The 22,545-nt window shown below is 58.1% G+C and carries 27 protein-coding genes and 1 tRNA gene; 9 read left to right on the top strand and 19 right to left on the bottom strand.

Going from position 1 to position 22,545, the window contains the following annotated elements; genetic code table 11:
• Positions 1-7 precede the first annotated feature (7 nt).
• From sctS to sctU, 3 genes are read left to right on the top strand one after another with little or no spacing between them, the layout of a single operon-like run.
• Positions 8-271: a type III secretion system export apparatus subunit SctS gene (gene sctS, locus QMX97_RS04835; protein ID WP_065900472.1), complete on the top strand. Its 264-nt coding sequence runs from the start codon at positions 8-10 to the stop codon at positions 269-271.
• Positions 272-281: 10 nt separating this feature from the next.
• Complete coding sequence (gene sctT / locus QMX97_RS04830) at positions 282-1,070, top strand: type III secretion system export apparatus subunit SctT (protein WP_106805215.1); 789 nt, start codon at positions 282-284, stop codon at positions 1,068-1,070.
• Positions 1,067-2,164, top strand: a complete 1,098-nt coding sequence (gene sctU, locus QMX97_RS04825) for a type III secretion system export apparatus subunit SctU (RefSeq protein WP_106805214.1) — start codon at positions 1,067-1,069, stop codon at positions 2,162-2,164. Before sctT ends, sctU begins: the two co-directional genes overlap by 4 nt.
• On the opposite strand, the gene QMX97_RS04820 is transcribed toward sctU, so the two are convergent.
• The 18 genes from QMX97_RS04820 to QMX97_RS04735 all read right to left on the bottom strand — a co-directional run bounded on the left by QMX97_RS04820 (position 2,165) and on the right by QMX97_RS04735 (position 16,627).
• Complete coding sequence (locus QMX97_RS04820; protein WP_213550650.1) at positions 2,165-2,515, bottom strand: transcriptional regulator; 351 nt, start codon at positions 2,513-2,515, stop codon at positions 2,165-2,167.
• Between the two features lie 11 nt (positions 2,516-2,526).
• Positions 2,527-2,730 (bottom strand): HrpT family type III secretion system protein, encoded by a 204-nt coding sequence (gene hrpT / locus QMX97_RS04815; protein ID WP_065900480.1) that lies wholly within the window; start codon positions 2,728-2,730, stop codon positions 2,527-2,529.
• Complete coding sequence (sctC, locus tag QMX97_RS04810) at positions 2,727-4,871, bottom strand: type III secretion system outer membrane ring subunit SctC (protein ID WP_282396246.1); 2,145 nt, start codon at positions 4,869-4,871, stop codon at positions 2,727-2,729. Before sctC ends, hrpT begins: the two co-directional genes overlap by 4 nt.
• Positions 4,872-4,885: 14 nt before the next feature.
• Entirely contained in the window at positions 4,886-5,281 is a 396-nt protein-coding gene (locus tag QMX97_RS04805) for a type III secretion protein (protein WP_106805211.1), read from the bottom strand.
• A 306-nt stretch (positions 5,282-5,587) separates the two neighbouring features.
• Positions 5,588-6,220 carry a type III secretion system stator protein SctL gene (gene sctL / locus QMX97_RS04800; protein WP_207200620.1) on the bottom strand — a complete coding sequence of 211 codons (633 nt, stop codon included), beginning with the start codon at positions 6,218-6,220 and terminating at the stop codon, positions 5,588-5,590.
• Complete coding sequence (locus QMX97_RS04795) at positions 6,159-6,764, bottom strand: type III secretion protein (protein ID WP_106805208.1); 606 nt, start codon at positions 6,762-6,764, stop codon at positions 6,159-6,161. Before QMX97_RS04795 ends, sctL begins: the two co-directional genes overlap by 62 nt.
• Complete coding sequence (gene sctJ, locus QMX97_RS04790; protein ID WP_106805721.1) at positions 6,754-7,554, bottom strand: type III secretion inner membrane ring lipoprotein SctJ; 801 nt, start codon at positions 7,552-7,554, stop codon at positions 6,754-6,756. The genes QMX97_RS04795 and sctJ overlap by 11 nt, the downstream gene beginning before the upstream one ends.
• A 5-nt stretch (positions 7,555-7,559) precedes the next feature.
• Positions 7,560-7,943 carry a type III secretion protein gene (locus QMX97_RS04785; protein ID WP_120447587.1) on the bottom strand — a complete coding sequence of 128 codons (384 nt, stop codon included), beginning with the start codon at positions 7,941-7,943 and terminating at the stop codon, positions 7,560-7,562.
• A gap of 108 nt (positions 7,944-8,051) precedes the next feature.
• Positions 8,052-8,252, bottom strand: coding sequence for a hypothetical protein (locus tag QMX97_RS04780; protein WP_157955103.1), 201 nt, complete (start codon positions 8,250-8,252; stop codon positions 8,052-8,054).
• Positions 8,253-8,486: 234 nt separating this feature from the next.
• On the bottom strand, positions 8,487-9,410 hold the full coding sequence (locus QMX97_RS04775) for a sigma 54-interacting transcriptional regulator (protein WP_106805206.1): 924 nt from the start codon (positions 9,408-9,410) through the stop codon (positions 8,487-8,489).
• Positions 9,411-9,717: 307 nt separating this feature from the next.
• Positions 9,718-10,818: a redox-regulated ATPase YchF gene (gene ychF / locus QMX97_RS04770; RefSeq protein WP_106805205.1), complete on the bottom strand. Its 1,101-nt coding sequence runs from the start codon at positions 10,816-10,818 to the stop codon at positions 9,718-9,720.
• Positions 10,819-10,839: 21 nt separating this feature from the next.
• On the bottom strand, positions 10,840-11,424 hold the full coding sequence (pth, locus tag QMX97_RS04765; RefSeq protein ID WP_010213318.1) for an aminoacyl-tRNA hydrolase: 585 nt from the start codon (positions 11,422-11,424) through the stop codon (positions 10,840-10,842).
• A 167-nt stretch (positions 11,425-11,591) separates the two neighbouring features.
• Positions 11,592-12,191, bottom strand: a complete 600-nt coding sequence (locus QMX97_RS04760) for a 50S ribosomal protein L25/general stress protein Ctc (protein WP_065900493.1) — start codon at positions 12,189-12,191, stop codon at positions 11,592-11,594.
• Between the two features lie 139 nt (positions 12,192-12,330).
• The gene (locus tag QMX97_RS04755) at positions 12,331-13,272 is read right to left on the bottom strand and encodes a ribose-phosphate pyrophosphokinase (RefSeq protein WP_003208392.1); all 942 of its coding nucleotides are present in this window, start codon (positions 13,270-13,272) and stop codon (positions 12,331-12,333) included.
• Positions 13,273-13,318: 46 nt separating this feature from the next.
• Positions 13,319-13,393, bottom strand: a tRNA-Gln gene (locus tag QMX97_RS04750).
• A gap of 37 nt (positions 13,394-13,430) precedes the next feature.
• Entirely contained in the window at positions 13,431-14,279 is an 849-nt protein-coding gene (gene ispE / locus QMX97_RS04745; protein ID WP_282396239.1) for a 4-(cytidine 5'-diphospho)-2-C-methyl-D-erythritol kinase, read from the bottom strand.
• Between the two features lies 1 nt (position 14,280).
• Positions 14,281-14,898 carry a lipoprotein insertase outer membrane protein LolB gene (lolB, locus tag QMX97_RS04740; RefSeq protein ID WP_065900494.1) on the bottom strand — a complete coding sequence of 206 codons (618 nt, stop codon included), beginning with the start codon at positions 14,896-14,898 and terminating at the stop codon, positions 14,281-14,283.
• A gap of 4 nt (positions 14,899-14,902) precedes the next feature.
• Positions 14,903-16,627: a tetratricopeptide repeat protein gene (locus tag QMX97_RS04735; protein ID WP_065900496.1), complete on the bottom strand. Its 1,725-nt coding sequence runs from the start codon at positions 16,625-16,627 to the stop codon at positions 14,903-14,905.
• A 182-nt stretch (positions 16,628-16,809) separates the two neighbouring features.
• Between QMX97_RS04735 and hemA the strand changes: the two genes are divergently transcribed.
• The 6 genes from hemA (at position 16,810) to QMX97_RS04705 (ending at position 22,175) form a co-directional block, all read left to right on the top strand.
• Positions 16,810-18,099, top strand: a complete 1,290-nt coding sequence (hemA, locus tag QMX97_RS04730) for a glutamyl-tRNA reductase (protein WP_065900498.1) — start codon at positions 16,810-16,812, stop codon at positions 18,097-18,099.
• A complete protein-coding gene (prfA, locus tag QMX97_RS04725; protein WP_012722110.1) occupies positions 18,096-19,178 on the top strand; it encodes a peptide chain release factor 1 in 1,083 nt (360 codons plus the stop codon). Before hemA ends, prfA begins: the two co-directional genes overlap by 4 nt.
• Positions 19,179-20,009, top strand: a complete 831-nt coding sequence (gene prmC, locus QMX97_RS04720; RefSeq protein WP_282396236.1) for a peptide chain release factor N(5)-glutamine methyltransferase — start codon at positions 19,179-19,181, stop codon at positions 20,007-20,009.
• Entirely contained in the window at positions 20,003-20,758 is a 756-nt protein-coding gene (gene moeB / locus QMX97_RS04715) for a molybdopterin-synthase adenylyltransferase MoeB (protein ID WP_065900502.1), read from the top strand. The genes prmC and moeB overlap by 7 nt, the downstream gene beginning before the upstream one ends.
• A complete protein-coding gene (gene murI / locus QMX97_RS04710) occupies positions 20,751-21,545 on the top strand; it encodes a glutamate racemase (protein WP_282396234.1) in 795 nt (264 codons plus the stop codon). Before moeB ends, murI begins: the two co-directional genes overlap by 8 nt.
• 111 nt (positions 21,546-21,656) lie before the next feature.
• Positions 21,657-22,175, top strand: a complete 519-nt coding sequence (locus QMX97_RS04705) for an acyloxyacyl hydrolase (protein ID WP_065900506.1) — start codon at positions 21,657-21,659, stop codon at positions 22,173-22,175.
• 52 nt (positions 22,176-22,227) lie between these two features.
• On the opposite strand, the gene QMX97_RS04700 is transcribed toward QMX97_RS04705, so the two are convergent.
• Positions 22,228-22,533 carry a YkgJ family cysteine cluster protein gene (locus tag QMX97_RS04700; protein WP_065900507.1) on the bottom strand — a complete coding sequence of 102 codons (306 nt, stop codon included), beginning with the start codon at positions 22,531-22,533 and terminating at the stop codon, positions 22,228-22,230.
• Between the last annotated feature and the right edge of the window lie 12 nt (positions 22,534-22,545).

The raw sequence follows: 22,545 nt of genomic DNA, 5'->3' as shown, positions 1-22,545 counted from the left end.
GTGGCTTATGGAACCTATCGTGCTGTTCAAGCAGGGCATGTTGCTGGTGGTGGTGCTGTCCGCGCCACCGTTGATCGTTGCGGTGGTGGTGGGGGTGCTGACTTCCCTGGTGCAGGCGCTCATGCAGATACAGGACCAGACGCTGCCCTTTGGCGTCAAGCTGGTAGCGGTGGGCATCACGTTGATCATGACGGGGCGCTGGATTGGTGTGGAGTTGATCCAGTTGATCAACCTGACCTTCGACATGATCGGCCGTTCGGCCCTGAACTGAGGGTTTGCCTGTGCTGTTCTATCTTGAGTTCCTGCCCAGCCTGGTGATCGGCATGGCGCGTATCTATCCCTGCGGCATTCTGGTGGCGGCGTTTTGTTTTCAACATATACGCGGCATGCTCCGGCACACCCTGGTGATGGTCATGGCACTGATGCCCGCACCGGGTATCCATGCGGCGTTGGAGGGCCAGGATTACTCGGCGCTGATGCTCGGTGCCCTGGTGCTCAAGGAAGTGGCGCTGGGTGTGTTGTTGGGGCTGTTGCTGGCGATGCCGTTCTGGATGTTCGAGGCGGTGGGGGCGTTGCTGGATAACCAGCGCGGCGCCTTGGCCGGTGGCCAACTCAACCCTTCACTGGGGCCGGATGCAACGCCGATCGGGCACTTGTTCAAGCAACTGGCGATTTTCCTGCTGATGGTCAGCCTGGGGTTGGGCGCCTTGACCCAGGTGATCTGGGACAGCTACCTGATCTGGCCGCCCACCGTATGGTTTCCACTCCCCGCGCCGAATGGCATGAGTGTGTTCGTCGGCCTGCTTGGCGATACCTTCACGCACATGATGTTGTACGCCGCGCCCTTCATCGCGGTGCTGCTGTTGCTGGAGTTCGGTATTGCGCTGCTGGGGGTTTACAGCCAGCAATTGCAGGTGAGTACGCTGGCGCCGCCGGTCAAGAGCCTGGCCGGTATTGGCATTGTGCTGCTGTACTTTGCGCTGCTGCAGGACCTGATTGTCGGGCGCATGCTCGAGTTGGGCGACCTTAAACATTCACTCGGGCTGTTATTCAAGGCCGCGGTGCCATGAGTGATTCAGGCGAAAAGAAGCACCCGGCTTCAGCCAAGAAGCTGCGCGACCAACGCAAAAAAGGCCAGGTCGCGCAAAGTCAGGACGTCCCCAAGTTACTGGCGCTCACGGCCATCAGTGAGATCGCCTTGTTCACCGCCGAGACCAGCCTGCAACGCTTCCAGCAAATGATGGTGTTGCCGATGTCGCGTTTCAACCAGCCGTTCGCACGAGCGCTGGAAGAAGTGCTGGTTGATGGGCTGGTCATGTTTTTCTCGTTCTCCCTGTTGATGGTTGGCGTGGTGATTGCCACGAAGCTGATCAGCAGCTGGATGCAATTCGGTTTGCTGTTCGCGCCGGAAACCCTGCAGCTCGATTTCAATCGGCTCAACCCGGTCAGCCAGGTCAAGCAGATGTTCTCAGCCCAGTCGGTGATGAATCTGCTGATGAGCATCACCAAGGCATTTCTTATCGGCCTGATTGTGTACCTGGTGGTCTGGCCTTCGTTAGGGGTGTTGATCAACCTGGCGAACAGCGATCTGCAAAGTTACCTGCTGGCGCTGATAGCCCTGTTTCGTCACTTGCTGCACGCCTGTCTCGGACTGTTACTGGTGCTGGCGCTGATCGACCTGAGTTTGCAGAAGCACTTCTTCGCCAAGCGCATGCGCATGACCCAGGTGGAAGTCGTCAAGGAGTACAAGGACATGGAAGGCGACCCCCATGTGAAAGGCCAGCGCCGCGCGTTGGCGCACCAACTGGCCCAGGAGGAGCCGAAGGTCAAGCTGCCCAAGCTGGAGGAGGCCGATATGCTGGTGGTCAACCCGACGCACTTTGCTGTCGCCCTGTACTACCGGCCCGGTAAGACGCCGCTGCCGCTGCTGATCAGCAAAGGCACCGACGCCGAGGCCCGCGCGTTGATCGTACGAGCCAAGGCCGCCGACGTGCCGGTGATCCAGTGTGTGTGGCTGGCTCGCATGCTCTATACGAAACAGCTGGGCGCAAGCATTCCTCGTGAAACCCTGCAGGCCGTGGCGCTGATCTATCGCACCTTGCGCGAACTGGACGATGAAGCCAAGCGCGAGACCCTGGAATTGCCGGAGCTTGAGCGCCGCTGATCAGCGATTGGAAGGTGTGTCCAGGGCGCTCAGGTTGGCCAACGACAACATCCGACTGAGGACCTTGTCGAGCGTACTGGGCACTGCAGGCAATGCGTGCCAGATGACCAGGGCGTGCTGGGCGTCGAGGTAGATGAAACAGCCATCGTACAACGCCGCATGCTCAAAGCGCCGCTCCAGTACCCATTGCAGTTGCCCCGGTTGCAACACTTCGCGAGCGACATGCAACGCCAGCCCCGGCTGCTGGCCGGCTTGCTGTTTGCACACCTTGATTCCAGGCGCGAGTGACAGGTGAGCGGCAGTGCCGCTCACCAGATTCTGCAGAAACACCTGGCGTTGTGCGTCGGGCATTTCCGGGAGGTTCATCGTTCGAGCGAGATCGTTTGATAGTCCGCCCGTTCCCCGGCAGGACCAGGCTCGACGCGCATTTGCGCCGGCCACCAGATCACCATTTTGTTTTGGCTCGATTGCGGGCGAGAGCACGAGTCGCCCTTGCAGGTCGGGGTGCAGCCGGCGACGAGCAGCGCAGTGCCGATCAGGGTGACGCAGAGTAGGCGGTGTTTCATGGCGTAGCCTTTTGAGCGGGAGTGATCAAGGAGGGGCGGGGCACACTGAGGTGTTCATCCTTTACGACGGGGCGCATCGCGATAAATACCTCGGCTTCTTCGCCAGGCTTGAGCCAGGCGCGCGGCCAGACGCTGACGGCTAGGGTCTGCGAGTTGCTGCATTCCTTTTCGTCGATACGCACATTGCGCTTGAACTGATTGCTCAGCACCACGACGGCCACGTTGTACTCAGGACCCGCATACCACTGGCTGCGCTCGGTGTTCAGCGCGAGCAAATCCCGTGTACTGCATAAGGTGTTCAGCCCCAACGGCATCGGTGCAGCCTTGAAGGCCTTGGGGACTTCGCCACTGACCAGGTGCGCCAGGGTGCTGATGATGTCGCTGCGCTTGATCACCGGCTGGTGAGGGGCATAACGCCTGGCCAGCGGTGTGAGCGCGGCCTGCAAATCAACCTGGTCGGCCTGGGGCAAGTAGCGCGAGGGGTCGGCCTGGTCGCCGATGACCCTCGGGGTCAGGATGAACAGGCGTTCACGTCGATTGTTCTGCCGTTCGGTCGAGGAAAACAGTGCCTTGCCCAGCAGCGGGATATCCCCCAGCAGCGGGACTTTGTTCTGCTTGTCAGTGCTTTCAGTCACGTGGAACCCGCCGACCACCAGCGAACGCTTTTCCGCCATCACCGCCTGGGTGCTGACTTTGCCGCGACGGACATCCAGGTTGCCGGGGAGGGGATTGGTCTCGTCGAAATTGCCGTCTTCGATATCCACCACCAAGTGGATCTGATGGCCGCCACGGCTGGTGATGACGCGGGGTACGACCTGGAAGCTGGTGCCCACGGTGACCGGCAAAATGGTGGCGTTCTCTCTACCGGGCGTCAGGTATTGCGTGCGGTTGAAGTCGATGACCGCCGGCTGGTTTTCCAGGGTGAGCACCGAGGGGTTGGAGACCATGGTTGCCAGCCCCTTGGCTTCCAATGCACGTATGTCGGCATAGAAGCGATCGCGATTTTCAATCGTCAGTTGCGACGAGGTGCCCGGCGACACGTTGGCACCACCGCGGAAGCGGCTGTTCTGGAAACCCCAGTTCACCCCGAACTCACGCAACTGCGTGCGCTCGATATCGAGAATGATCGCGTCGATTTCCACCAGCTTGCGCGCCACATCGAGTTGAGTGATCAGCTCGCGATACATGGCCTGGCGTTCCGGCAGGTCATAGATCAGCACGGCGTTATTGCGTATATCGGCCTCGACGCGAATCCGGCTGTTGGAGGTCGGTGCGCGTGAGGTGAGCGTGGGACCGAGGTCCATTTGCGCCGGGTTGGCGTTGGCCCCGAGCATCTGGCCCAGCAACGGATTACCCAAGCGGGGAATGTTGGGTGTGAGCGGTGCGGGTGGTGACGTGGGACGTTGGCTCAGTGCCGAGAGCGACGAGGGCGCCGAGGTGGACCGCGGTTCCAGCAGCCCGCGCAGAATGCTGGCAACGCCCGGGACAGCAAGCTTCTCGCCGCGATAATCGACATGACGGTCCGCCGCATTCGCGAACTTCAGCGGGTAACTCAGCACGCTCTGTTTTTCATCCGGAGAGCGGCGTTGACTGCTGAACTGCTTGATCTGCTCAATGTAGCGCCGAGGACCGGAGACGAGCACCACGCCATCTTCGGGCAACTCACCCCAGCCGAATCGGCTGTCGAGCAAGCCGATATCGGTGAGCGCTTGCTTGAGGTCTGAAATGGTTTCAGAAGAAACTTCAAGGCGCGCGGATTCCTGCTGGTCGAGGGTGCTGACGAACAGAGTGTTGTTGTAGAGGTACCACTGAAAACGATGCTCAACGGATAGCCTGTCCAGCATCGACTGCGGGGTATTCGCGCGGATCTTGCCATTGACGTTGCCTTCCAGCAGCCCCTCGATTTGCAGTTGGGTGCCAAAGGTCTGGGCGAAGTCTTCGAGTACATCGCGCAGGGGTTTGTGTTCGGCCTCGTAGGCGTAGGCGGTGTTTTTCCATTCTTGGGGAACGGCAGCTAACGCGCTGCTTAGCGGGATCAATAGCGAGCAAAGCAGGCCGATGCCGCCCCAACGGATACGTTTGGATAAAACAACGGGCGAATCAAAACGCAGACTCCTGCGCTCGCGGGTCTTGTTATTCATGGGGAGTACTCTGGTTAGTACAGCTGTGAACGTAACGGGATGGGCCTGGCGCTCAGGGAGGGACGGCGAAGACGTGCGAAGATAGCTCGCCAGGCATCGCGTTGATTGAGTAAGTCCGCCAGACAGTCGAGCACATCCGCCTCACTCAGTTTGCCTTTCAGAATCTGAGTAAGCCAAAGCGCACCAGTGTCTGGTTTCTGAGCGAGTGCACCCTGGAAATGCGCGAGGCTAGCGGCGCCCAGACGCGCCCAATACTGTAGAACCACGCCGTCAGCTCGTGTTGACGTCAGTTGGGCGGCAAGCAACAAAACGGTTTTCTGATATATCAAGGTGACTTCATCCTCCTCTTCAAATAATGTCAGATGTTCTTCTTTTTTATTACTCAGCCAGTCATGAATTAAATCTTTCATTTAATTGAAATGGTCAATGGTGGTTTTGAGCGACTGATTGACAATTTTGGCGTGATCCTGATCAAGGGAATTGGCCATCTGGTGGTTAAGTGTGAGTTTGAAAAAAAGCTCACTGTCCCAATTGTCTGGCGTCGCCTCCCTGTAAAAAGAGGTAAATTCGTTATCAGCTTTTTTCCGATTGCTTATAACTTCTGAAGTGAAGGCCTTATAGAAGTCCATGGTCTACCTTTATGGCTGATGGCCGTCGAAGGAATTGCGAAGTCATTACTAAATAGGCAGCATTAATAGGGCTAGAGAAAAGCGAGGTCAGACATCGATCCGACGATCCCTAACCTGTTCATAAAGAGCATTGCGCATGTCGTTCCAGCTGATTCGGAAATCGCCTTCATCTGTCTTCAATACAAGTGTTTGGGCGTCGATTGAGCTGTCGGCTATAAGCTTCCAGAACGTGCTCCCATAGTGGGCTAAAGCGTGCGTTACCTCTTTAAGGTCATGTGGGTGGCACATCAGTGTCGCGCTGATTTCCTCAACTTGGCTCTTCAGCAATTGCTTAACGAGGGCTGCCACTCGTTGTGGGGCTACTATCTCGTCAAGTAGGCTGCGAATCGCCTGGTTGGTGATCTGGGTGGCGTAATGCTCCACGGTGTCGCACATCGTTTGCCTACTACGTTCCCACTGTTTGAGCTGAGCATCGGCGCGTTGCCAGATATCAATCGAGGCCTTCTCCAGCAACGCCTCACATTTCTGCTCTGTCAATCTGATCAACTCTTCAGCTTGAATGTTTGCGTCACGCAAAAGTTGATTTGCATGCTTCCAGTTTGCAAGCTCTTCCCGGGGTATTATGCTACGTGGCGCGCTAGGCGAGAGCCCGGATAACTTAATGTTGTAACGGCATAACACTGTTGAACTCCTCACTCGTGCTAGGTGTGGGCATGTCATTACTCGCCAATGTAGTAGCGCGCCATACGACGGCCTGCCAGAGTGTGTCGAGTCGGTTACCTGTGATTCCGTGCGGAAGGTTTGTTGTTTCAACCTCAACCACACATTTACGCGGGAATCGCAATCTAAGGCGCTGCCAGGTCGCGGCTTCAACCCAGCTATGGAGCAGTTGTATCGGGTCAGAACCCGGCGGCAGTATCACGGGGGGCAGCGCCTTGGAAAGACGCATGCACCATTGATGATGAATGTCGGTCAAGAGGTCTGAGTCCTGGGGATTGAAGGTGCCGTGAACCAATGCCAGCATTAGGTTCAGTTGTTCCCTAGAGGCCAAGGCCAGGCGGATCACTGTGGGGTGCGGCTTAGCAGGCAAACAGGCTGCATAACCCAGTAGTTTGTCTGGTGCTGACTGTCCACTGCGAAGCAGCGTTTCAATCACCGGGTAATCTTCGCCCTTCCAGTCTTCGTGGGCAGACTCCCAGGGAAATACCCACCATCGCGCCCACGGCAGGTGTTCATGAAGCTGATGATCGAGTCTAGGCGTCATGAACAGAAACCGTTGATTTGCCCGTTGACCCCGTTTCTTGATGGCGACTCTGACGCCGTTTGTGCAGCAGCAATAAGGCGATCGGGAGGACGATCACGCTGAGCAGTAAAACCATTACGCTGGTTCGCCAGAACCCAAGATTATCGCTAGGCACCAGGAAAGGGCCGAAATACACCAGTCGCTGCTGCTCCTGGTAAATAGTCGCTGGCACGAATATCACCGAGAGTTTTTGCAGGTTGTCCACTGCCATAGACATGCCAGGGATACTGCTCGCTACCATTCTGCGAATCCGTGCTCGGATGTTATCGGGGTCCAACCGTGGGTCGTGCTTGATGAATACCGATGCAGATGCCGGTTGTACTGGCTCGCCCGGCGCGACGCGTTCCGGTAACACCACGTGCACGCGTGCGACAATGACGCCGTCAATGTTGGACAAAGTGGCCTCAAGCTCTTGGGACAAGGCATAGATATAGCGCGCGCGTTCTTCCAATGGCGTTGAAATTACGCCTTCCTTGCGAAAGGTATCCCCTAGCGTGGTCCGAGCAACTCTGGGTAGACCTACGGCTTCCAGTGTTCGTACGGCTCGCCCGATATCAACGGTATTAACCGTGATGACAACACCGTCCTTAGCCGGAAATTTTGTGGCGCGAATATTTTTATCAGCCAATTCGGCTACGACTTCATTGGCCTCCTGTTCGGAGAGTTGGCGATGAAGTTCCACACGGTCGCTGCATCCGCCCAATAGGGATGCAATAACAATGAAGATGACGGCAGAGAAAAGGGGGGGCATTTTCATTACTGCAAGTTACATATCTTGTCGACGCCTTGGGTCGCCTTGGCGAGGCATTTTGTCAACAGGTGGGGAGTAAGTTGTGCGTTAAATAAATCGCGGGAGTATGTTTTGTAGGCTTCAAAGTCGAGCTCTTTCTTTGGCGCGCGGACGAGTTTGGAAAAACGGTTCATTGAGGCGCTGAGCTGATTGGACGCCTCAACAAAAAGCTGGGGGACGTTAGACCCTGAAGACACTGCCTTTGTATGGTTTGAGCGTTCGAGCATCGATGAAAAAAAACTGGCATCCCTACTTGAGAAGGAATGCTCAGGTGCTGCGTAGGTAACGGCGCCGCTGTCGGACTGATCTGAAAGCTGAGTTTCTTTTATACGCATGGCATGTGGGCTCATTGATGACTCATGGTAACTTTCTATGAGAACAGATGAAGTGACCTTCAGGCAGGCAAGATGATTGCCTCAAGGTCATCAGGCACAAGAGGCAACCGGTAGATCAACTGATTAATTACCTTTGGAGTTTCGTACCTGTTCGTTAACGTTCTTCATCTGGGCACCTAGCCAAGCGTTATCTAATGTGTCTCTTTTCTGCTTATTTGAAATCTGTTTAGCCTCTACTTCTTCGGGGCTATCGGCCATATTGGGATTGAGACCAGCGAGTGGATAAGGGGCACCGCGATAGTTTTGACCGACTGAAAAAGACATATAAGCTCCAAGCGTAAAATTGAGTTTATTTGACCCAGCATATATTTGCTTAGGTGCTATCTGTGTGGTTATCGTGACGGATGCGTTCCCGGTGCGTGGTGGTTAAATGTTTCCAGTTATGTATGTCGACAGGCTTATCTTTGTCCTGCCCATGCGTTAATAGACCAGGCCTTGCAAGGATGTTTATGACTAAAAAGACGTGACGTTTTAGTACGAAAACGAAAGGCATTGGCCTCATTCCAGTGAAATTTCCAGATGTTTGATCCTGTGGTACAGCGTACGCCTGGAAACACCTAATTCGATAGCCACTGGGGTTACACAGTAGTCATGGCGGCGCAAAGACTCCTCAATCAGCGTTTTTTCAATTTGTTGCAAACTTGACTTCAGGCTTGTTTTTTTGCCCAAGTGGGAGGAGGACGGAGTTGAGAGCACTGGCAGTCCTAATACAAATCGCTTCGCGGTCGAACGTAGTTCGCGAACGTTGCCCGGCCAAGTGTGAACAAACAGCTGCTGCAGCAGACTCTCGGGTGGAGGAGGGGCAGGAAGTTTGAAATGTGCTGCTTCTTTCTGGATCATCTCCAGAAATAACGAAATGATGCAGTCGCGTCGATCCCGCAAGGTAGGTAACTGAATGTTGACAACATTCAGGCGAAAGTACAGATCGCGCCTAAAAGTGGCTTGCTCGACCATGTCGTGCAACGAATGCTGGGCTGACGCTATCACACGCATGTCCACTGGGATAAAACGGGTCGAACCCAAGCGCTCCACACCGCGTGACTCTAGCACGCGCAGCAGTTTGGCTTGCAAGCTTAGTGGCATGCTGTCGATCTCATCCAGATACAGCGTGCCCAAGTGGGCGGCCTCGACGAAACCAGCGCGTGATTGTATTGCTCCGGTATAAGCGCCGCTGTTGACGCCGAACAATTGGCTTTCGGCGAGGCTTTCAGGGATAGCTGCGCAGTTTACGGCAATAAAGTTACCTCGTCGGCCGGATAGATGATGAATGCGCTGAGCTAACGTATCTTTGCCAGTGCCGGTCTCCCCCAGCAACAAGATATCGATGTTAAACGTAGCAGTGCTACCCAACATGCTTTTAATATCTGGATCGTCATTCAGGTATAACTCCGTCTCATTTTCCATGTGGTCAAACGCCGACATCGAATGATAACTCCATAATCGCTATTGCTTCATTGCAAGGACACTGTCACAGGCTCACTGCAGTAGATAGAATTTTATAACTGTTGTCACGTGCTCTTGGAGTCGTTATTGGCCAGGGCTGTGTAAGATAAGTTGGATTCTAATCTTGATATTTGATGTTTTTGCTAGGCGCGAACGATTGGGTGGGAAAAGTCTGAAGTTATCTGGGTTTTGGCTGAATCACTAGTTGATGCGATATATAAATGTGCGCCCACAAAAAAGCCGATGCGAAGCATCGGCTTTTTTACTGTTTAAACTACAGGTAAACCTACACGTTAAAGCGGAAGTGCATCACATCGCCATCTTTCACAATGTAATCCTTACCTTCCAAGCGCCACTTACCGGCTTCCTTGGTACCCGCCTCACCTTTGTACTGGATGAAGTCGTTGTAGGCGATCACCTCAGCGCGGATGAAACCTTTCTCGAAGTCGGTGTGGATCACACCTGCGGCTTGTGGCGCGGTGGCGCCGACCTTGACGGTCCACGCGCGGACTTCTTCCACGCCGGCGGTGAAGTAGGTCTGCAGGTTGAGCATCTCGTAGCCCGCGCGGATTACGCGATTCAGGCCAGGTTCGGTCAGGCCCAGGGCCTCGAGGAACATGTCCTTCTCTTCGCCGTCATCGAGTTCGGCGATTTCTGCTTCGATCTTGTTGCACACCGGCACCACGATCGCGCCTTCTTCGTCGGCAATGGCCTTCACCACGTCGAGCAGCGGGTTGTTCTCGAAGCCGTCTTCAGCGACGTTGGCGATGTACATCACAGGCTTGGTGGTCAGCAGGTGGAAGCCCTTGATCACGGCCTTCTCGTCAGCGCCCATGGTCTTCATCAGGCTGCGTGCCGGCTTGCCCAGGGTGAAGTGAGCGATCAACTGCTCCAGCAGGCCCTTCTGGACCACTGCATCCTTGTCGCCGCCCTTGGCGTTACGCGCGACTTTCTGCAGTTGCTTCTCGCAGCTGTCGAGGTCGGCGAAGATCAGTTCCAGGTCGATGATCTCGATGTCGCGTTTCGGGTCGACGCTGTTGGAGACGTGAATCACGTTCTCGTCTTCAAAGCAGCGGACCACGTGGGCGATGGCATCGGTTTCACGGATGTTGGCCAAAAACTTGTTGCCCAGGCCTTCACCTTTCGACGCGCCGGCAACCAGGCCCGCGATGTCGACGAATTCCATGGTGGTCGGCAGGATGCGCTTGGGATTGACGATGGCCGCCAGTGCTTCCAGGCGCGGATCCGGCATCGGCACGATGCCGCTGTTGGGTTCGATGGTGCAGAAGGGGAAGTTCTCCGCCGCAATACCGGACTTGGTCAAGGCGTTGAACAGGGTGGATTTGCCGACGTTGGGCAGGCCGACGATGCCGCAATTGAATCCCATGGTGTTTCCCCTCGGTAAGAGTCAGGCCTTCTGGCTGTGCAGGTTTTTCATCGCACGGTTCCATTCACCGGCGAAGATATCCGGCAGCACGCCGAGGGCAAAGTCGATGCTGGCATCGAGTTTTTCCTGTTCGGCGCGTGGCGCACGACCCAGGACGAAATTTGAAACCATACTGGCGACGCCTGGGTGGCCAATGCCGAGCCGCAGGCGGTAGAAATTATTCTGATTGCCCAATTGCGCAATGATGTCGCGCAAGCCGTTGTGCCCGCCATGCCCGCCGCCAAGCTTGAGCTTGGCAACGCCGGGTGGCAGGTCCAGTTCGTCATGGGCCACCAGGATCTCTTCGGGTTTTATCCGGAAGAAACCCGCAAGCGCCGCGACAGCCTGGCCGCTGCGGTTCATGTAGGTGGTGGGAATCAGCAGACGAACATCCTGACCCTGATGCGAGAAGCGCCCGGTCAGGCCAAAATATTTGCGATCGGCCACCAGGTTCACACCTTGGGCATGGGCGATACGCTCAACAAAAAGGGCCCCCGCGTTATGCCGGGTCTGTTCGTATTCGGCGCCTGGATTTCCCAGGCCAACGATCAGTTTAATGGCAGTCACGACAGGGGCCCTTCCTTTGGAGTTGTGGATAACATCGCTACACCTGCGTGCGGCGAAAGTGGACGACAAGAGATCATTTACTCAAGAGTAAACGCCGCGTTATCGCCCGCTTTCTCGCTACGTTTCGGTCCGCGATGTTTCCTCAAGCTCCGGCAATACAGAGTGAATTACTCTGCAGCGCCTTCTTCAGCTTCTGGTGCAACGCGTGGAGCGTGTACGTTTGCAACAGCTTTGTCATCACCGTGAGCCAGTGCAACAAACTCAACGCCTTTAGGGGCCTTGAGGTCGGACAGGTGGATGATGTCGCCGATTTCAGCGTTAGCCAGGTCGACTTCGATGAACTCAGGCAGGTCTTTCGGCAGGCAGGACACTTCGATTTCCGAAGTAACGTGCGAGATTTCGCCGCCTTTCTTGATCGGAGCAGCTTCGCCAACGAAGTGCACTGGAACGATGGCGGTCAGTTTCTGACCGGCAACAACGCGTACAAAGTCAGCGTGCAGCACGTGGCCTTTGGCCGGGTGACGTTGCAGCGCCTTGATGATCACGTTTTGCTTGGTGCCGCCAACGTTCAGTTCGATAACGTGGCTGTAGGCAGCATCGTTTTCGAGCAGTTTGGCGATTTCCTTGGCCAGCATGCTGATGGATTCAGGGGCTTTGTCGCCACCGTAAACTACAGCTGGAACCAGGCTTGCGAGACGACGCAGGCGGCGGCTCGCACCTTTCCCCAGGTCGGAACGCACTTCAGCATTCAGAGTAAAATCGTTCATGTTGTATCTCCAAAATAACCACATTCGCCCCAGCGTTTGCGACCAGCGCTAAAGGCGATATGGGCAAAAAAGCCCCGCCCCAACAGTATGCTGGGGCGGGGCGCTTTTCGTCAGTGAGGTGTTCCGAAAGGTTTGACCCTTAACGGAACATCGCGCTGATCGATTCTTCGTTGCTGATACGGCGAACCGCCTCGGCAACTACCGGTGCGATATCCAGTTGACGGATACGCGAACAGGCTTGAGCTGCAGCGGACAACGGGATGGTGTTGGTCACCACCAGTTCGTCCAGCATGGAATTCTCGATGTTCTCGATCGCTCGGCCCGACAGCACAGGGTGTGTGCAGTAGGCGAAGACTTTAGCTGCACCGTGCTCTTTCAAGGCTTTGGCCGCGTGGCACAGGGTGCCGGCGGTGTCGACCATGTCATCAACCAGAATACAGGTACGCCCTTCGACATCACCGATGATATGCATCACTTCAGAGTGATTGGCTTTCTCGCGGCGTTTGTCGATGATCCCGAGATCCACGCCCAGGGATTTGGCAACAGCCCGTGCACGCACGACGCCGCCAATGTCCGGGGACACGATCATCAGGTTTTCAAAGCGCTGGTCTTCGATGTCATCCACCAGGACGGGGGAGCCGTAGATGTTATCTACTGGAATATCGAAGAACCCCTGGATTTGGTCAGCGTGCAGGTCAACCGTGAGAACACGGTCGATGCCTACCACGGTCAGCATGTCAGCTACGACTTTCGCGCTGATTGCCACACGTGCGGAACGCGGACGGCGATCCTGACGGGCATAACCAAAGTAAGGGATTACAGCTGTGATTCGAGTCGCTGAGGAGCGGCGGAAGGCATCAGCCATCACGACGAGTTCCATCAGGTTATCGTTGGTCGGAGCGCAAGTCGGCTGAATAATGAAGACGTCTTTACCGCGGACGTTTTCATTGATCTCGGCAGTAATTTCGCCGTCGGAGAATTTACCGACAGAGATGTCACCGAGAGGGATATGCAGCTGACGTACGACACGTCGAGCCAGATCGGGGTTAGCGTTCCCCGTAAAGACCATCATCTTGGACACGCGCAGTACCTAGAGGCTGAGGGTAACCTGGATGAGTATAGGAAAATGGCAGGGGCGGCTGGATTCGAACCAACGCATGGCAGGATCAAAACCTGCTGCCTTACCGCTTGGCGACGCCCCTGTATCTGTTGCAACGAGTACCCAGTACTCGGTTCCTTTTAGAGCAGACTTTGCAGCTTGCGATGCAACATCGAAACGTTGCTTCCCTTTGCTACAAACCCTGTAAGGGTCTCTGTAAGAAGGGCCGAGACTTTATCAGCTTCAGCTTTGCTTGGGAAGCCCCCAAACACACAACTTCCAGTGCCGGTTAATTTTGCTTCGGTAAATTTACCTAGCAAATTCAAAGCGTTACGTACCTCTGGATAACGCCTTGCTACAACCGGTAAGCAGTCATTTCGACTGTTTCCCTTGGGAACGGGGCGCACTTTAATGGGAGGAGAGTTACGTGTCAACAGTGGATCTGAAAAAATTTCTGCTGTACTTACAGATACTTGCGGAACAAGCACGACATACCACGGCTCTTCGGGGTATTCGGGGCTGAGTTTCTCGCCCACGCCCTCGGCAAAAGCCGCGTGTCCACGCACGAAAACCGGCACGTCGGCCCCCAGCGTCAGGCCCAGCGCAGCCAGGCGATCGTGGTCCCAGCCGAGCTGCCACAAGTGGTTCAGACCCAGCAGCGTGGTCGCGGCATTCGAGCTGCCGCCACCGATCCCGCCGCCCATGGGCAGAATTTTATCGATCCAGATATCGATGCCCAGCGTGCAGCCGATTTGTTCCTGAAGTTTTTTTGCCGCCTTCACGATCAGGTTGCTGTCGTGGGGCACGCCTTCGAATTCGGTGTGCAGCTGGATCACGCCATCGTCGCGTACGGCGAAGGTCAGTTCATCGCCGTAGTCGAGAAATTGAAACAGTGTCTGCAGTTCGTGGTAGCCGTCTTCGCGACGTCCGAGAATGTGCAGCATCAGATTGAGTTTGGCCGGGGAGGGCAGGGTCAGGCGTTCGGTCACGTCATTGCCCCAGCTTGCGCGGTTGCCATTCCTTGATCACCAGCGTGACGTCAAGGTCGGTGCCGTGCAGCTTGATGCGCTCGGGCAGCCAATAGCCGTTCTGCTGCACGTAGCTCAGGTATTCGACCTGCCAGCCATCCTGCTCCAGGGAGGCCAGGCGGCTGTCGCCGTTGAGGCTCAGGCGGCTTTTGCTGTCGGGCGCGGGCAAGCCGCGCACCCACCACACCAGGTGGGATACCGGCAGCTTCCAGCCCATCTGCTGTTCCAGCAATTCTTCCGGTGAGGTCGCTTCATAGCGGCCCTGGTTGGCCACTTCAAGGCTGACCTGCCCAGGTCGGCCGGTCAGGCGGGCAGCGCCCCGACCCAGCGGACCGGACAGGCGGATGTCGTAGTAGTCCTGGCGTTGCAGCCAGAACAGGGTGCCGCTGCCAGAGTCTTTCGGCGCGCGAACCCCGACCTTGCCGTCGATTTGCCAGCCGTCGATGCTGCTGAGCTGGTCCTTGTGTTGTTTCCATTGCGCCGGGTTGCCCTGGCCCTCAACGGATTCTCGGCTGCCGATGCCCGCGCAACCGGCGAGCAAGGCGATGAAGCTGAAAACGATAACGTGGCGCAAGAACATAAGCTTAAAGGGTCTCGGATCCGGTCAGGCGCTTGATGGTGCCGCGCAGGATGGGGCTTTCGGGTTGTTCCTTGAGGAATTTCTCCCAGACTTGCCGGGCTTCGCGCTGCTTGCCATTGGCCCACAGCACTTCACCCAGGTGCGCGGCGACTTCCTGGTCGGGGAAGCGCTCCAGCGCCTGGCGCAGCAAGCGTTCGGCTTCGTCCAGGTTGCCCAGGCGGTAATTCACCCAGCCGAGGCTGTCGAGTACCGCCGGGTCTTCCGGGTTGAGCTTGTGGGCTTGTTCGATCAGGACCTTGGCTTCGTCGTAGCGCGTGGTGCGGTCGGACAAGGTGTAGCCCAGGGCATTCAGGGCCATGGCGTTGTCCGGATCGCGCTTGATGATCAGGCGCAGGTCTTTTTCCATCTGCACCAGGTCATTGCGTTTTTCCGCCTGCATGGCGCGCGTGTACAGCAGGTTCAAATCGTCAGGAAATTGCAACAAGGCTTGTTGCAGCACCTTCCAGGCGCGCTCGCCCTGATTGTTGGCGGACAAGGTCTCGGCCTGGATCAGGTAGAGCTGGATTGCATAGTCCGGTTCGGCGTCGCGGGCGGCGGCCAGGCGTTTTTCCGCCTCGTCGGTGCGCCCGTTGCTCATCAGGATGTCGGCCTGGCGCAACTGCGCCGGCAGGTAGTCATTACCCGGACCGACCTGGGCGTATTCGAGCAGCGCAGCCTGTGGATCGTTGCGCTCCTCGGCAATACGGCCGAGGTTCAGGTGCGCCGAGTCCACGTGGCTTTCCCGGGCGATCAAGTCTTCCAGGTAGCCCTTGGCCTCGTCCCAGGCCTTGGCTTCCAGGCACACCAGTGCCAGGGAGTAGCGCAGTTCGTCGTCGTCCGGGTACTGCTGGACCAGGTTGGCGAACTGCACTTTGGCGTCTTCCATCCGGTCCTGCTCCACCAGTGTGCGCGCGTAAGTCAGGCGCAGGCGCTTGTCTTCCGGATACTTCTTGATGCTTTTTTCCAGCAGCGGAATCGCTTCCTTGCCGCGATTGAGGTTCTGCAGCAGGCGCGCGCGCAACAGGATCGGCGCGATCTCGCCGTCTTCCGGCGGGTTCTGCTCCAGCAGCTTCAGCGCGGCTTCGGCTTCATCGTCCTGCTGCAGCAGCAAGGCCTTGCCGAAAATCAGCTGGCTGTTCTTCGGGTGTTTTTGCAGCAGGCGGTCGAAACTCTTCATCAGGCCATTGCGCGTGTCCTGGTCGGTGTCGGCAGCTGACAGCGCAAGGAAGTCGAAATGGGTGTCGCCCTTGCCCTGCAGGACCTTCTCCATATAGACCATGGAGTCGTCATAGCGGCCCGCGCGCGCCAGTTGGATGGCGGCGGCACGCTGCGCCTCCAGGTCGTCCGGCGCGTTTTTCGCCCAGATCAGCGACGTGTCCAGCGCAGCCTGATCGGCGCCCAGGTACTCGGCGATGCGAAACGCTCGCTCGGAAATGCCCGGATCCTGCGTGTTGATCGCCTGGGTCACGTAGTTATCCAGCGCAATGTCGAAACGATTGCGTTGCCCGGCCAGCTCCGCGCTCAGCAGGCTGAACACCGTTTCTTCACTGAATGAGGAATAAACCTTGGGCTTTTCAGGGGCGGGGGTGCTGTCTTCTACCGGCGGCGTACCGTCCGGCGACACGGGTGCCATGGCCTGGCAGCCGCTGAGGAAGACAAAAGCAAGGAGCAACGCGGAAGATCTATTCATATAGGAAGAGGACGACTAACCTGCGGTCGGATCATCATGACACAAGCCTTCGGCCAAACATAACCGAGTCTCAATGGATGCCTTTATAGACACAAGGCATTAGGACAATAGACGACGGTGGTTGTTCTGAATCTTTCGAAGTAGGACAATTGTCGGCTTCCCGACATCATCAGCGATATTGAATGGCCTTCCTCGCACTCGGTATTAACCACAAGACTGCCTCCGTAGACGTGCGCGAGCGCGTGGCGTTTACGCCCGAGCAGTTGGTTGAGGCCTTGCAGCAGCTCTGCCGGCTCACCGACAGCCGCGAAGCTGCAATCCTTTCGACCTGCAATCGCAGCGAGCTTTATATAGAGCAGGAACATCTTTCAGCGGATGTGGTACTGCGCTGGCTGGCCGATTACCACCATTTGAGCCTCGACGACCTGCGCGCCAGTGCGTATGTGCATGAAGATGATGCGGCAGTTCGTCACATGATGCGCGTGGCGTCCGGCCTTGATTCGCTGGTGCTGGGCGAACCGCAGATTCTCGGCCAGATGAAGTCCGCCTACGCCGTGGCGCGAGAGGCCGGCACTGTCGGCCCGCTGCTGGGCCGCCTGTTCCAGGCCACCTTCAATTCTGCCAAGCAGGTGCGCACCGACACCGCCATCGGCGAAAACCCGGTGTCCGTGGCGTTCGCCGCCGTCAGCCTGGCCAAACAGATTTTCAGTGATTTGCAGCGCAGCCAGGCCTTGCTGATCGGCGCCGGCGAGACCATCACCCTGGTCGCCCGCCACCTGCACGACCTGGGTGTGAAGCGCATCGTCGTCGCCAACCGTACCCTGGAGCGCGCGAGCATCCTCGCCGAACAGTTCGGCGCCCACGCGGTGCTGCTGTCGGATATCCCTGCCGAGCTGGTGCGCAGCGATATCGTCATCAGCTCTACCGCCAGCCAGTTGCCGATCCTGGGCAAGGGTGCGGTGGAAAGTGCGCTGAAGCTGCGCAAGCACAAGCCGATCTTTATGGTCGATATCGCCGTTCCCCGCGATATCGAGCCCGAAGTCGGCGAGTTGGACGACGTTTACCTCTACAGCGTCGACGATCTGCACGAAGTGGTCGCCGAAAACCTCAAGAGCCGACAGGGCGCAGCCCAGGCCGCCGAGGAGATGGTCAGCACCGGCGCCGAAGATTTCATGGTGCGCCTACGTGAACTCGCGGCGGTGGACGTGCTCAAGGCGTATCGTCAGCAAGGCGAGCGCCTGCGCGATGAGGAGTTGATCAAGGCCCAGCGCCTGCTCGCCAATGGCAGCAGCGCCGAAGAGGTGCTGATGCAACTGGCGCGCGGCCTGACCAACAAGTTGCTCCATGCACCTAGCGTACAGCTTAAAAAATTGACTGCCGAAGGCCGCCTCGATGCGTTGGCCATGGCCCAGGAACTCTTTGCCCTCGGTGAGGGCGCGTCAGACAGCTCTTCGGATAAAAAACCGCAATGAAAGCGTCACTGCTCAATAAACTGGACGTGCTCCAGGACCGTTTCGAAGAACTGACCGCTTTGCTGGGCGACGGCGAGGTCATTTCCGATCAGGCCAAGTTCCGCGCCTATTCCAAGGAATACGCCGAAGTTGAGCCTATCGTGGCCACCTACAAGCACTTGACTAAAGTGCAGGCCGACCTCGAGGGCGCCCAGGCGCTGCTCAAGGACAGCGATCCGGACATGCGTGAAATGGCCGTCGAAGAAGTCCGCGAAGCCAAGGAAAAACTTGCCGAGCTGGAAGGTGACCTGCAGCGCATGTTGCTGCCCAAGGACCCCAACGACGGGCGTAACGTGTTCCTCGAGATCCGTGCTGGTACCGGCGGCGATGAGGCGGCGATCTTCTCCGGCGACCTGTTCCGCATGTACTCGCGCTACGCCGAGCGTCGTGGCTGGCGGGTCGAGATCCTGTCCGAGAACGAAGGCGAACACGGCGGCTATAAAGAAGTCATCGCGCGGGTCGAAGGCGATAACGTCTACGGCAAGCTCAAGTTCGAGTCCGGCGCGCACCGCGTGCAGCGGGTCCCGGCGACTGAATCCCAAGGTCGCATCCATACCTCCGCATGCACCGTGGCCGTGTTGCCCGAGCCGGACGAGCAGGAAGCGATCGAGATCAACCCGGCGGACCTGCGGGTCGACACCTACCGCTCGTCGGGCGCCGGTGGCCAGCACGTCAACAAGACTGACTCGGCGATTCGTATCACTCACTTGCCGTCGGGCATCGTGGTCGAGTGCCAGGAGGAGCGTTCCCAGCACAAGAACCGTGCACGCGCCATGTCCTGGCTGTCGGCCAAGCTCAATGACCAGCAGACCAGCGCCGCCGCCAACGCGATTGCCAGCGAGCGTAAGTTGCTGGTGGGCTCGGGCGACCGTTCCGAACGCATCCGCACCTACAATTTCGCCCAGGGCCGGGTCACCGACCACCGGGTCAACCTCACCCTTTACTCCCTGGACGAGATTCTCGCCGGCGGCGTGGATGCGGTGATCGAGCCGTTGCTCGCCGAATACCAGGCCGATCAATTGGCCGCGATAGGTGAATAAATGACCATCATCGCCAGCCTGCTGCGCGCCGCCGATCTTCCCGACTCGCCTACCGCGCGCCTGGATGCCGAATTGTTGCTGGCCGCTGCCCTGGGCAAGTCGCGCAGTTACCTGCACACCTGGCCGGAAAAAATTGTCAGCAGCGAGGCCGCACTGACGTTCGCCGACTACCTGCAGCGCCGTCGTGGCGGTGAACCGGTGGCCTATATCCTCGGCCAGCAAGGCTTCTGGAAACTTGACCTGGAGGTCGCGCCTCACACGCTGATCCCGCGTCCGGAAACCGAGATGCTGGTGGAGGCTGCGCTGGAGTTGTTGCCGGCCACGCCGGCCAAGGTTCTCGACCTGGGCACCGGCAGCGGCGCGATCGCCCTGGCCTTGGCCAGCGAGCGCCCCGCCTGGCAGGTCACCGCCGTCGACCGCGTGCTGGAGGCCGTGGCCCTGGCCGAGCGCAATCGCCAGCGCCTGCACCTCAACAATGCCACGGTGCTGAACAGCCATTGGTTCAGTGCCCTGCAAGGTCATGCCTACGACCTGATCATCAGTAACCCGCCGTACATCGCCGACAACGATCCGCACCTGGTGGCGGGCGACGTGCGCTTTGAGCCGGCGAGTGCGCTGGTGGCGGGCCATGACGGCCTGGACGACTTGCGCTTGATCATCCGCGATGCCCCGGCCCACCTGAATGCCGGTGGCTGGTTGTTGCTGGAACACGGTTACGACCAGGCCGAGGCCGTGCGTGACCTGTTGTCCAGCCAGGGCTTCGAGGCGGTGGCCAGCCGCATCGACCTTGGCGGCCACGAACGCATTACCCTGGGACGCCGGCCGTGCTGACCGATCAGGAGCTGTTGCGCTATAGCCGACAGATTCTGTTGCAACATGTCGACATCGAAGGCCAGTTGCGCCTTAAAAACAGCCGCGCCCTGATCGTCGGCCTCGGTGGCCTGGGCGCGCCGGTGGCGCTTTACCTGGCCGCTGCCGGGGTGGGCGAATTGCACCTGGCGGATTTCGACAGCGTCGACCTGACCAATCTGCAACGCCAGATCATCCATGACACCGACAGCGTCGGGCAGACCAAGGTCGACTCGGCCCTGCGTCGCCTGGGCGCGATAAACCCCGAAATCAGCCTGGTTGCCCATCGCAGTGCGCTGGATGCCGATTCCTTGGCTGCAGCCGTGGCGGCGGTGGACGTGGTGCTCGATTGCAGTGACAACTTTTCCACCCGCGAGGCAGTCAACGCCGCCTGTGTGGCTGCGACCAAGCCGCTGGTCAGTGGCGCGGCGATTCGCCTTGAGGGCCAGTTGTCGGTGTTCGATCCGCGCCGCGCCGACAGCCCGTGCTACCACTGTTTATATGGGCACGGCAGCGACAGCGAACTTACCTGCAGCGAAGCCGGCGTGGTCGGTCCGCTGGTCGGCGTGGTCGGCAGCCTGCAGGCGCTGGAAGCCTTGAAGCTGCTGGCCGGTTTTGGCGAGCCGCTGGTGGGCCGCCTGCTACTGATCGACGCGCTGACCACGCGTTTTCGCGAGTTGCGCGTCAAGCGTGACCCTGGCTGCAGCGTCTGCGGGCCGCGGCATGGTTAAGGGCGTGCCGATCGGTGTGTTCGATTCCGGTGTCGGCGGCTTGTCGGTACTGGATGAAATCCAGCAGTTGCTGCCGCATGAATCGCTGCTGTACGTGGCGGATTGCGGGCATATCCCGTACGGCGAGAAAACCCCGGGATTCATTCTTCAGCGCTCCCGGGCCGTCGCCGAGTTTTTTCGTGAGCGGGGCGCCAAGGCGTTCGTGATCGCCTGCAACACCGCCACGGTCGCGGCGGTCGCGGATTTGCGCGTGGACTATCCCGAGTGGCCGCTGGTGGGGATGGAGCCTGCCGTCAAACCTGCCGCCGCCGCGACCCGCAGTGGTGTGGTCGGTGTGCTCGCTACCACCGGTACCTTGCAAAGCGCCAAGTTCGCCGCGCTACTGGATCGCTTCGCCACCGATGTACGCGTGGTCACCCAGCCTTGCCCCGGCCTGGTGGAACTGATCGAGACCGGCGACCTCAACAGCCCGGTGTTGCGCCAACTGTTGCAGGGTTATGTCGACCCGCTGCTCAGCGTCGGCTGCGATACCATCATCCTCGGTTGTACCCACTACCCCTTCCTCAAGCCGCTGCTGGCGCAGATGCTGCCGCCCAGCATCATTCTGATCGACACCGGCGCCGCCGTGGCTCGCCAGCTGAAGCGTCTGCTCGGCGAGCGCGACCTGCTCGCCAGCGGCAATCCTCAGCCCGCACAGTTCTGGACCAGTGGCGATGTGTGTCATTTCAGAAATATCCTACCGACACTATGGAAACATCCCGGAGATGTGCGAAGCTTCAGCGCGTGAAAAATTCGTGAAATATCGTGATTCCAGGCTGAACTTCTGACACTGCGTAGGCTTCTATAGCGGGATTGCCTGTACAAAACCATATAACTTCGTTCGGAAAGGATGTTTCTTATGAAGCGCTTGTTCTGTTTGGCTGCGATTGCGGCCGCTGTGGTGGGACACTCTTTTTCGGCGCAGGCCGCTGGACTTGAGTTTGGCCTGGGGGCCACCAGTGATTCGACGCTCACTTATCGATTGGGGCTGACGTCGGATTGGGACAAGAGTTGGATGCAAAGTGATGTCGGTCGCCTGACCGGCTACTGGAGCGGCGCCTACACCTATTGGGAAGGTGACGACCGCGCAGGCGCGAGCAGCCTGTCGTTCTCTCCGGTGTTTGTGTATGAATTCGCCGGACAGTCGGTGAAGCCTTATATCGAGGCGGGGATCGGTGTGGCGGTGTTCTCCCGCACGCGCCTGGAAGACAACAACATCGGCCAGGCCTTCCAGTTCGAAGACCGCCTGGGTTTCGGCCTGCGCTTTACCGGTGGGCATGAAGTGGGCATTCGCGCCACCCACTACTCCAATGCCGGGATCAGCAGCAACAACGATGGCGTAGAGAGCTACTCGCTGCACTACACCATGCCGCTCTAAACACACATTCCTGCAGGAGCCGGCAAGCCGGCTCCTGCAGGATGTAGTTCAATCAGCGATACGCTGTTGCAATGCCTTCGCGCTCGGTCAGGCATTCCGGCGCGCCCATCTCGAATTCCCTGCAAATCAGCGGCCGCCGCTCATAGATCGTGCACATCATCGTGTCCCGATCCAGCGCCGCGCACCAACCATCGTCCAGGCGCAGCATGACTTCTCCGCCCCAATCGTCCGTATCGATATAGCGCTCCGGCACGCCTGTGTCCGTGATCAGCAGTACTTCCAGCTGGCAGCAGCAGGCCGCGCACGTCGAGCAGGTAACGGCGGGTTCGGTGATTTGGGTATGGGGGATGTTGGTCATAGGCGTGCAGTG

It is taken from the genome of Pseudomonas sp. PS01298 (assembly GCF_029959745.1).
Classification (GTDB): domain Bacteria; phylum Pseudomonadota; class Gammaproteobacteria; order Pseudomonadales; family Pseudomonadaceae; genus Aquipseudomonas; species Aquipseudomonas aylmerensis.
This window is presented reverse-complemented; position numbering and strand designations above follow the sequence as displayed.